This is a genomic window from Subtercola frigoramans (genome assembly GCF_016907385.1).
GTDB classification, from domain to species: Bacteria; Actinomycetota; Actinomycetes; order Actinomycetales; family Microbacteriaceae; genus Subtercola; species Subtercola frigoramans.
Genome location: NZ_JAFBBU010000001.1, coordinates 543668 through 553687, shown reverse-complemented (window position 1 = coordinate 553687; position 10020 = coordinate 543668). Strand labels below are relative to the sequence as shown.

Sequence of the window (10020 nt, the reverse complement as noted above, 5' to 3'; positions counted from 1 at the left end):
GACAACAAGGACGAACCCCAAACTCACTTCGGCATCCACGCAATTGCGAAGGAGCCCCCGTCAGAGAAAGTAGAGGACATCTCGAATTACACGAGCTATTCTCAGGTCTTTCCAAGGTTGAGGAACCAAACACCAAGTCAACTCGTGGCGAAGTGGCACGAAGATGACGAATCGGGCTGGGGAGGAGGAGCTAAGAAAGCTCTAAGTATTCGGCCCTAGCGTGAGGTCAGGGGCACGAACACGGCTCCGTGACCCTGCGCCACTGCCGCCGCTCCCCCTCCTGCTGCTCATGAAAGGTGCGCTGTGACTGCAATCGTCGCCAGACGAACCCGCTCGCGCAACTATCGCAAGCGGGCGGCAGCTGCGGACGTCATGGGTATACTCTGCTGGGTCTCTGTCGCCGTCTCGATTGCCCTTTATCTGGCGTACGCGGGCACGACCGAGTTCGGCACGCCGGCGGGGGCGATCACGGCGCTCGGCATCGTGACGGGCCTGGCCGGCACCGACCTCATCCTGGTGATGCTCGTGCTCGCTGCCCGCGTTCCGTGGGTCGACCGCACAGTGGGCCAGGACCGCGCCATTGCGCTGCACCGCTCGCTCGGCAAACCCGTGCTGTACCTGTTATTGGCGCACGCTGTGCTGCTGACAATCGGGTACTCGCTCGCCGACCAGACCAACGTGGTGGCCGAGACGATCTCCTTTCTGACGACCAGCAACGACCTTCTCCTTTCATACGTGGGCCTTGGCCTGCTGATCGTCGTGGTCGTGACCTCGGTGATCTCTGTACGGCGGCACTTTGCCTACGAGGCGTGGCACCTCATCCATCTGCTCAGCTACCTCGCCGTGCTGGTTGCGCTGCCCCATCAGCTGAGCATCGGTGGTGTGCTCGCCGATGGCACGCTTCAACGGGTCTACTGGATCGCGCTGTATGTGATCGCGTTCGGGGCCGTACTCGTCTACCGATTCGCTGTGCCGATCATCCGGTCGGTGCGTCATGATCTGCGGGTGACCGGCGTCGAGACGATCGCGCCCGGCGTGGTGTCGATCCAGCTCTCGGGCAAGCAGCTCGAGAGACTCGAGGTGAAGGGCGGCCAGTACGCGGTCTGGAGATTTTGGAGCGGCCGCACGTGGTGGCACGCGCACCCCATCTCGTTCTCGGCGATGCCGACGGCGAACTCGGCCCGCATCACGGTGCGCGACCTCGGTAAGGGCACTGCGCGCATCAGCCGACTGCGCCCGGGTACCTTCGTTTCGATCGAGGGGCCGTACGGGGTCTTCACCGACACGGCCCGAACGGCGCCGTACCTGGCCGTGATCACCGCTGGGATCGGTATCACCCCGGTGCGCGCGATGCTCGAGCATGCCCGGCTGCGCGCGGGCGAGGCGACGATCCTGCTGCGCGCCTCAGACGAATCGCAGCAATACCTCTGGAACGAAATTGCCACTTTGGCGACGAATTCGGGGTCTGCGGCGTTCTCGATGGTCGGCAAGCGGCCACACCAGGCGCAGACCTGGATGTCGGCGTCGGCCTACGCCAATGGGGTGTCGCTCGAATCGGTCTTCCCGCAGTTGCACGAATCCGACCTCTATATTTGCGGCCCGCAGAACTGGGCCGACCTGGTGGTTCGGGATGCCCGTGCGGCCGGGCTGCCCGCCCGGCAGATCCACTTGGAAAGGTTTGACTCGTGAGAAAGAGAGCGGTTTTCGGGTCGATCGTGTCATCGGCGGCGGTGCTGGCCGTCGGCTGGCAGATCGGTGTGCACGACACCGCGACGACCACGCTTTCGGATGCCGCGCCCGCGTCGGCGGGGGGCACGCCGAAGGCAAGCGCCGCGCCGAGTACCGCAGCGAGCGCTGCACCGAAGGCCACGGCTACGCCGACGCCCGCGCAGACCGCTGGGCCGGCGACGCCGGCAACTGCTGCCGCGACACCGAGCGCTGCGGCAGAGGCTCCTGCAGCATCCGCCGCCCCTTCACCTGCCGCAGCAGCACCTGCGCCCGCGCCTGCGCCTACTGCTGTCGACCAGAACTTCACCGGCTCGCTGATCAGCACGCGGTACGGCACGATCCAGGTGCAGATCACCGTGAACAGCGGAAAGATCACCGAGGTCACGGCACTGAAGCTGACGGACGACGGCGGGCGATCGGTGCAGATCAGCGCGAGGGCAGCTCCGGTGCTGCGGAGTGAAGTGCTGTCTGCCCAGTCGGCGAACGTCGCCTCGGTGAGCGGGGCAACCTACACCAGCGACGGGTACCTGCAGTCGGTACAGTCTGCCCTCGACCAGGCCGGGCTCTGATGCAGCACGTCTTCGAGACGATGGGCACGGTGGTCAGCCTGCGATTCGATGAGGGCAGCGTTGCCCGCTCGATTCTCGACGACGTCGAGCACGTATTCAGAACGGCCGACACGACGTTCAGCCTCTACAACCCCGCGTCAGAACTCTCGCGGATTGCTCGCGGTGAGCTGACCTTGACACACAGCAGCGAAGCGGTGCGCGACGCCTACGAACGTGCAGTGCACTGGCGCAACGCCACGGGTGGGGCCTTCACCGCACATCGGCCAGACGGAGTGATCGACCTCTCGGGCATCGTCAAGGCGCTGGCCATCGAGGCTGCGGGTGAGATTCTCGATGCGGCCGGCAGCGCTGGCTGGCTGCTCAATGCGGGCGGCGATGTGCTGGCCCGCGTCGGCGACACCGAGAGCGGCAAGAACGCCTGGCGGGTCGGCATCGTCGACCCCCTCGATCGCACCGTACTGCTCTGCAGCTTCGAACTCGACGAGACCCGCGCAGCCCTGGCCACCTCGGGAACCGCCGAGCGAGGCGAGCACGTCTGGCGAACGGATGCCCGGCAGAGCTTCAGCCAGGTCTCCGTTCTCGCCCCAGACATCGTCACGGCCGACGTTCTGGCGACCGCCATCCTCTCGGGCGGCCAGCAGACCTCAGACCTCGCGACCGAGCAGTTCGGCGTCGAGGTACTGACGGTGGATGCGAATGGAGAGCTTCTGATCACGCCGTGGTTGCGTAACGCCGTCTCGACTGAGCCGCACTGACCACGGGCATCCTGTACATGACTTCAGTTACAGCTCTCAGGCCGAGGATCGCGCCCGTTCACAACTCCCGTCAGGATCGGTTCAGGCGTCGATCAGACCGCGCCGGTCGTGCCGAGCAGCAGGCCGATGCCGAATGTCGCGACGAGAGCCGCCGCGCCACCGATCACCACTCGGAAGGTGGCCCGCAGAACCGGGCTCCCTCCGAGGCGGGCGCCCATGATGCCCGTGGCCGCGAGCGCCAGGATCACCGCAACGAATGTGACGGGCACTCGCACGTTCTCCGGAGGCAGCAGTATCGCGAGGAACGGCAGGATCGCGCCGATGACGAAGGCCAGCGCCGAGGCCCCGGCAGCGGCCCAGGGGCTCGCAACGTCGGCTTCGTCGATGTTGAGTTCCATCGAGAGGTGGGCGCGGAGGGCGTCTTTCGCCGTCAGCTCTGTTGCGACCTTCATGGCCGTGTCGGCCGACAGCCCTTCGGACTGGTAGAGGGCGGCGAGCTCCTGGAGTTCACCCTCGGGGTCGTCGATCAGCTCCTGGCGTTCTTTGGCGATGAGGGCGTGCTGGCTGTCGCGCTGGCTGCTGACCGAGACGTACTCACCGAGGGCCATCGAGATGGCACCACCGACGAGCCCGGCGGTTCCGGCGGCAAGAATCGCGGGAGTCGAAGCGCCAGCACCGGCGACACCGACCACGATCGCCGCGACCGAGACGATGCCGTCGTTCGCACCGAGAACACCCGCGCGGAGCCAGTTCAGCCGCCCGGCCATGCTGCCGCTGTGCGGCTCGTCGGGTTGCTGGCTGAACGCGGATTGCTCGGCAGATGCTGTCGTCATGACTCACACGATAGACAGCCCGCCGCCCCGGCGCTAGGGTGGCAAGCCTTACCTCACGAGTGCGATCCCTATACTTCGAGCATGAAACATCAGCCGCGCATCCTGGTCGTTGAAGACGACGCGCGACTGAATTCCATGCTCAGCGAGCTGCTAGCCAGCGAGGGGTACCACGTGGTTTCGGCGCGTGACGGCCAACGCGCCCTGCACGAAGGCCTCACCCAGCCCTTCGACCTCTTTTTGTTGGACAGGGGCCTGCCGCTCATCGAGGGTCTGGATGTTCTGACCAAGCTCCGGCGCAGCGGAGTACTCACCCCGACGCTCATCCTCTCTGCCCTCGGCAACCCCGCCGATCGCGTGGAGGGGCTCGACCGGGGGGCAGAGGACTACCTCGCCAAGCCCTTCGACATCGACGAGCTGCTTGCGAGACTTCGTGCCCTCCTCCGACGACACGAGACCACCGTGCCCACACTGAGGGTTCCCGGTGGCGCGCTCGAAACCGAGGCCCGCACGGTCTCGCTCGCCTCAGGCGAGGTGGTCGCGCTGTCGGAGCGCGAAGCCGACCTGCTCGAGCGGCTGGCGCGGCGTCCCGAGCAGGTGTTCGAGCGCGTCGATCTGCTCGACTCCGTGTTTCCGGATGCCGACGACGAGGGCGTCGTCGACACGTACGTTCACTACCTGCGCAAGAAGCTCGGCCGCGGCTGCATCGTCACGGTTCGGGGCATCGGCTACCGGCTCGGGAGCGTGTCGTGATGGCGAAACTCTGGAAGAAGCGGAGCACCTCTGGGCAGAGCATGTCCAAGCGCGACCGCGCCGATCTGCGGCGGGCAGCGCTTCGGCTCGCCCTGCAGTTCACGGCTCTGATCGTGGTGGTGTTCATCGCGGTCGGAGCGCTGCTCTACTTCATCGTCAGCACCAGCCAGTCCGAATCCAACCAACGAACACTCATCGACGCCGGCCACTCCCTGTCGACCGACGACGGCTCCGGCGTGCTGATGGCCATCTACGCTGGCGGCCGATTGCAGGTTTCGCGCGACATGCCAGCGGGCCTGCCTGATACCGATGCGATCAGCCAGGTCGCTACGGAAGGCGGGGTCGTTCAGAACCAGGTCTCGAACGACGGCCACACCTACACCGTGCGCACGGCCAAGGATGAAGACGGTGACCGCGTTATCCAGGTGGCGATCGACCAGAGGGAGAACCAGGAGGAGCTGCAACGCCTGCTCCTCGCCCTGGTGATTGCAGGCGTGGTGGCAAGCGCCGCAGCTGGAGTCATCTCGGCGCTCATGGCCCGTCGCTCGATGCGTCCTCTCGCCGAGGCGCTCGCGCTGCAGCGGAGGTTTGTGGCCGATGCCAGCCACGAACTGCGAACGCCGCTCACGCTGCTCAGCACCCGGGCCCAACTTCTGAAGCGGACCCTGCACAACGCCCCTTCGGGCGACGGCCCGGCAACCTCTGCGGCAGTCGACGAGATCGTGCAGGATTCCCGGATGCTCTCGGAGATCCTCGAAGACCTGTTGATTGCCGCCGACCCCCGCGAGACCACGGAACAGCAGCCCCTGAATCTCGTCGAAGCGGGCACGAACGCGATCGCCGCGCTGCAGGCGGATGCTGCGGGCCGAGGCATCGCGCTCACCATCACCTCTTCGCAGGCGACGATCACCGTGGCCGGCACTGCCGTCTCGATTCACCGTCTGTTCACCGCCCTCGTCTCGAACGCGCTCGATCACGCTGAATCGGCCGTCAAGGTGACGATCGCCGTGCAAGCCAAGGATGCCGTCGTGACGGTGACCGACGACGGGCCGGGCTTCGGCTCGGAGATCAGCGACCGCGCGTTCGAACGGTTTGCGAGCTCTCGAGAGAAGACTTCTGGCGACGAACAGCCCCGGCACTACGGCCTCGGGCTGGCGCTCGTCGCCGACGTAGCCGCCCGCCACGGCGGGAGTGTGAGCATCGAGCCGGCCGTGCCCGGAAGCGGTGCCACCGTGAGCGTGCGCTTCCCTCTCGCCTGAGAACACCTCTGCCCAGAGCTTGAGGCCGCACATTCCCTGTGAGAACCCTGTTAAGCACCTCGCTGGGAGAGCCGTCTAAGAAACCTGGAAGAAACGTCGGGGAACGTAGAGACAGTCACGAACTTCTCCCTACGAATGAGGCGCACAATGAGCATCCGATCCACTGGCAAGCGCCGCGCACTGGGAATCACCGCCGCTGTCGGGATCGGGAGCTTCGCGGTCACCGCGGTTGGCTCTGCGGTTCTCTGGAACGCGACCACCGCTGAGAAGGCGCAGGCGAGCGTCAGCCAGCCGGCCCAGACCTCGGCTCCCGCACCTGCGGCTACGACGGCTCCCGCCCCTGCTGCAACAGTCGTCCCTGGCACCGTTCAGCAGGCACCCGTTCAACAATCACCCGTGCAGCAGGCCCCGGTTCAGCAGGCACCGCAAGCCAAATCCTCAGGCTCCTGATGCCGACGGCACACGCGGAATGGGAGCTCTGGAGTACCGGCGCCTCCGTCGTCGTCACAGACCCTGAACTGCTCGAACAGGCCATCGCCATCGTGCACGAGGTCACCGGCCTCGTCGACGACGCCTGCAGCCGGTTCCGTACCGACTCCGAGCTCTTGCTTCTCGCCCCGAAATTGGCCGCTGGCGCCGACGTCAGCGAAACCCTCGCAGCGCTCGTCGCCGCGGCGCTCGACGCAGCCGAGCAGACCGGCGGAGCCGTCGACCCGACACTCGGTTACGACCTCATCGCGCTCGGCTACGACCGCGACATCGACCTCGTACGCGCACGCGACCTCGCCCGTGAGCTGGATGCCCGCGGCGACGATGCCCCCATCGCTCTACCCGCGCTGCCACCCGTCACCCCGGTCATCACGACTGTAACGACCGTGCGCACGCCCGGCTACAAGCGGATCACCCTCACCGGCACCCACCTCACCGTACCGCCAGACCTCCTGCTTGACCTCGGCGCAACAGCGAAAGCCGTCGCCGCCGACCAGGCGGCCGCCCGCATCGCCGACGAACTCGGTTGCGGCGCCCTGGTCTGCCTCGGCGGCGACATCGCCACCGCGGGCACTGCTCCCGACGGCGGCTGGCAGATCGACGTGCAGGATCTGCCCGACGACCCCCGCCAACAGGTCACCCTCTCAGGCGGTTTCGGCATGGCGACCTCCAGCACGCAGAAGCGTCGCTGGGCCACCGCCAGCGGCCAGGCACACCACATTCTCGACCCTCGGCTCGGGCTCCCCGTTGTCGCCGTGTGGCGCAGCGTGACGGTGGTTGCCGAAAGCTGCCTGGCAGCAAACGCGGTGAGCACGGCTGCGGTCGTGAAGGGCCAGGGTGCGATCGAGTGGCTCACGGGCATCCATGCCGATGCGCGGCTCATCGACCTGGCCGGGCGCACCATCACGACCGGCTCGTGGCCCACCGCAGACGACGATGAACAGGCCACCACACAAGAAGAACTGGTGAACCATGGATGAGGCGCTCTGGGCCTTCGGCCGCGCCAGTGGCGTCGTCGCCCTCGTACTCTTCACTGCGTCGATCGTGCTCGGCATCATCACGCGCTCGGGTCGGCTTCTACCAGGCCTGCCACGCTTCTCGGTCACCCTCGTGCACCGCAATGTGTCGCTCGTGGGCAGCGTGTTCATTCTGCTGCACGTGGGATCGTTGCTGCTCGACTCGTACGCCAAACTGAATGTCACCGACATCGTCGTGCCGTTCATCGGCTCGTACAAGCCGTTCTGGCAGGGTCTCGGAACCGTGGCGGTCGACCTGCTGATCGCGATCATCGTCACCAGCCTGCTGCGGCAACGCCTCGGCGTGAAGGTCTTCAGGGCGGTGCACTGGTTCAGCTACGCCATGTGGCCGATCGCCATGGTTCACGCCATCGGCAACGGCACGGATGGCACCAGCAGCTGGTTCCTGCTGCTCGCCGCGGTCTGCACGCTCGCCGTGGGCACCGCCCTGATCTGGCGACTGTCGTCCCGTTTTGTCGAATCCGCCCGACTCCGACAAGAAAGCGTCTGATGCCTGCCACCCGATCGATGCCTGTCGTGCAGGCCGTCACACCTCCCGCGACGACCACCCGTCTCTTCGTCGCGGGCGCCTCGGCCAGCCATGCAGCGCATCTGAGGACGTACGGGCCGCTGGCCACTGAGGCGATCGACAACACCCTGCTGGTTGCCCTCGAAGCCTCGGGGCTCACCGGCCGCGGTGGAGCAGGTTTCGCCACCTGGCGTAAGCTCGCCGCCGCCGACGAAGCGCGGGCCGACCGGGTTCTGCGCAGCAGCCCCATCGTGATCGCCAACGGCGCTGAGGGCGAACCCCGCAGCACCAAAGACGCGACCCTGCTGCAGAATTCGCCCCACCTGGTGATCGACGGGCTGCTGGCGACCGCGTCAGCCATCAAGGCATCGCAGGTGTACCTCTATACCGTCGCCGAGAACTTTCCAGCTGTGCAGCGTGCGTTGAATGAGCGACCGGATGCCCGGCACATCATTCTCGTCGAGGCCGCCGAATCGTTCATCTCCGGCGAGGCGAGCGCTGTGGTCAACGCCATCGAGAACGGCGTTGCGCTGCCGACCGACCGGATCAGGCGACTCAGCGATTCGGGGCTCAAGAAGCGGCCCACGATCATCCAGAACGTCGAAACGCTAGCCCACATCGCACTGATCGCGAGGTATGGCGCGCGGTGGTTCCGCAGCATCGGCAGCGAGAGCGACCCCGGCACCCGCCTCGTCACCGTGTCAGGAGACGTGCAGCACGAGGGCGTCACCGAGGTGGCGGGCGACACTCCGCTGCGCGACATTCTCGCCACGCGCGGGGTCGACCGGTCGAACGTTCTCGCCGTGCTCGTGGGGGGTTACCACGGTACCTGGGTCGCCGCAGACAACCTCGGCGTCGAACTCTCTGCCGCAGCGCTCGCCCCGCTCGGCGGCCACTCCGGCGCTGGAGTGCTCTATGTTCTGAGCAAGCAGCGCTGCGGGCTAAAGGCGACCGCCGACATCGTGCAGTACCTGGCCAACGAGTCGGCCCGCCAATGCGGGCCGTGCATGTTTGGGCTGCCCGCCCTGGCCAGCGTTCTCACCCGCATCGCCTCGGGGCACCGCGATCCAAACCTACGGCGCGAGCTCCGTGAGCTCAGTGACACGGTTGCCGGCCGCGGCTCCTGCCACCACCCCGACGGCACGGCCCGGCTGGCGCTGAGTGCGCTGTCGGTGTTCGCCGACGACGCCAACCACCACCTGTCGGGTCGCTGCACCCGGCAGTCACGCTAGTAGAAGGGAAACGACGATCATGGCCGCACGAACCCTGGGCGCGACCGGAACCCGCCCTCCTGCCGCCCGGCTGCACATCGACTGGACCAGCTGCGACGGCCGCGGGCTCTGCACCGAGCTCCTCCCCCGCGAGCTCACGCGCGATCGCTGGGGCTACCCGCTGGCGACGAAATCGGCTTCGCGGTCAGACGTCGGCATCGCCGAAAGCAGCCTCGACGCCGCACGCGACGCGGTCGCGCTCTGCCCCAAGCTCGCCCTGACGCTCATCCCGACTGGCAAAGCCGCCGGTTGAGTAGCGCAGCGTATCGAAGCCCCGATGCGAACCAGCCGGGTTTCGATACGGCCTCCGGCCTACTCAACCAGCGTGGAACTAGTCAGGGCTTGGCGACCATCAGCACGGTGATGACGACGAGCAGCAATGTTGAGATGCCCGAGCCTATGGCGATGCGCGAATACCCGGCCGGCTTGGCGGCTACAACCGTGCCGTCTGCCGCAGCCACAGCCACAGCCACAGCCACAGGAGCTTCGCCCGCAATTCGCAGCGCCGGAACGACGACGAACATCGTCAACACGAACGCCACGGCGTAGAGCACGATCGACAGCCACACCCACGTGTCAGAGAACGAGAAGTTGTCTTCGGGGTCGCTCATGCCGAGCGCGCCGAAGCCGAGTACGACGATGATCAGCGAGAGCCAGCTGAGCAGCGAGGTCGACTTGGCGAGACTGGCCGCCTGAACGGTGTTGCCTTCACGAACGGCGCGAAGCCCCACCATGGGCAGGATGGCCAGCGGGCCGGCAATGAAGACGGCGGCGACAACGTGCAGGGTCATGAAGATGAGTGACATGCTCGAAGCGTATCG

12 protein-coding genes are annotated in these 10020 nt (G+C 66.5%); 10 read left to right on the top strand and 2 right to left on the bottom strand.

The window, feature by feature from the left end; all coding sequences use genetic code 11:
• Positions 1 to 303 precede the first annotated feature (303 nt).
• The 3 genes from JOE66_RS02690 to JOE66_RS02680 are packed head-to-tail and all read left to right on the top strand — an operon-like array spanning position 304 to position 3052.
• Positions 304 to 1689 carry a ferredoxin reductase family protein gene (locus JOE66_RS02690; RefSeq protein WP_205106598.1) on the top strand — a complete coding sequence of 462 codons (1386 nt, stop codon included), beginning with the start codon at positions 304 to 306 and terminating at the stop codon, positions 1687 to 1689.
• A complete protein-coding gene (locus JOE66_RS02685) occupies positions 1686 to 2297 on the top strand; it encodes an FMN-binding protein (RefSeq protein ID WP_307827016.1) in 612 nt (203 codons plus the stop codon). The genes JOE66_RS02690 and JOE66_RS02685 overlap by 4 nt, the downstream gene beginning before the upstream one ends.
• On the top strand, positions 2297 to 3052 hold the full coding sequence (locus JOE66_RS02680) for an FAD:protein FMN transferase (RefSeq protein WP_239518204.1): 756 nt from the start codon (positions 2297 to 2299) through the stop codon (positions 3050 to 3052). The genes JOE66_RS02685 and JOE66_RS02680 overlap by 1 nt, the downstream gene beginning before the upstream one ends.
• Before the next feature lie 92 nt (positions 3053 to 3144).
• Here JOE66_RS02680 and JOE66_RS02675 read toward each other — a convergent pair whose 3' ends face one another.
• Positions 3145 to 3885: a VIT1/CCC1 transporter family protein gene (locus tag JOE66_RS02675; protein ID WP_205106597.1), complete on the bottom strand. Its 741-nt coding sequence runs from the start codon at positions 3883 to 3885 to the stop codon at positions 3145 to 3147.
• A gap of 81 nt (positions 3886 to 3966) precedes the next feature.
• Between JOE66_RS02675 and JOE66_RS02670 the strand changes: the two genes are divergently transcribed.
• From JOE66_RS02670 to JOE66_RS02640, 7 genes are all read left to right on the top strand, one after another.
• Entirely contained in the window at positions 3967 to 4635 is a 669-nt protein-coding gene (locus JOE66_RS02670; protein WP_205106596.1) for a response regulator transcription factor, read from the top strand.
• Positions 4635 to 5894: a sensor histidine kinase gene (locus JOE66_RS02665; protein ID WP_205106595.1), complete on the top strand. Its 1260-nt coding sequence runs from the start codon at positions 4635 to 4637 to the stop codon at positions 5892 to 5894. Before JOE66_RS02670 ends, JOE66_RS02665 begins: the two co-directional genes overlap by 1 nt.
• 147 nt (positions 5895 to 6041) lie before the next feature.
• Positions 6042 to 6344, top strand: coding sequence for a hypothetical protein (locus tag JOE66_RS02660; protein ID WP_205106594.1), 303 nt, complete (start codon positions 6042 to 6044; stop codon positions 6342 to 6344).
• Positions 6344 to 7363 carry an FAD:protein FMN transferase gene (locus JOE66_RS02655; protein WP_205106593.1) on the top strand — a complete coding sequence of 340 codons (1020 nt, stop codon included), beginning with the start codon at positions 6344 to 6346 and terminating at the stop codon, positions 7361 to 7363. The genes JOE66_RS02660 and JOE66_RS02655 overlap by 1 nt, the downstream gene beginning before the upstream one ends.
• On the top strand, positions 7356 to 7910 hold the full coding sequence (locus JOE66_RS02650; RefSeq protein ID WP_205106592.1) for a ferric reductase-like transmembrane domain-containing protein: 555 nt from the start codon (positions 7356 to 7358) through the stop codon (positions 7908 to 7910). Before JOE66_RS02655 ends, JOE66_RS02650 begins: the two co-directional genes overlap by 8 nt.
• On the top strand, positions 7910 to 9160 hold the full coding sequence (locus JOE66_RS02645) for an NADH-ubiquinone oxidoreductase-F iron-sulfur binding region domain-containing protein (protein ID WP_205106591.1): 1251 nt from the start codon (positions 7910 to 7912) through the stop codon (positions 9158 to 9160). Before JOE66_RS02650 ends, JOE66_RS02645 begins: the two co-directional genes overlap by 1 nt.
• A 19-nt stretch (positions 9161 to 9179) precedes the next feature.
• Positions 9180 to 9452 (top strand): ferredoxin, encoded by a 273-nt coding sequence (locus JOE66_RS02640; RefSeq protein ID WP_205106590.1) that lies wholly within the window; start codon positions 9180 to 9182, stop codon positions 9450 to 9452.
• A gap of 82 nt (positions 9453 to 9534) precedes the next feature.
• On the opposite strand, the gene JOE66_RS02635 is transcribed toward JOE66_RS02640, so the two are convergent.
• Positions 9535 to 10005, bottom strand: a complete 471-nt coding sequence (locus tag JOE66_RS02635) for a DUF2269 family protein (protein ID WP_205106589.1) — start codon at positions 10003 to 10005, stop codon at positions 9535 to 9537.
• Positions 10006 to 10020: the final 15 nt, after the last annotated feature.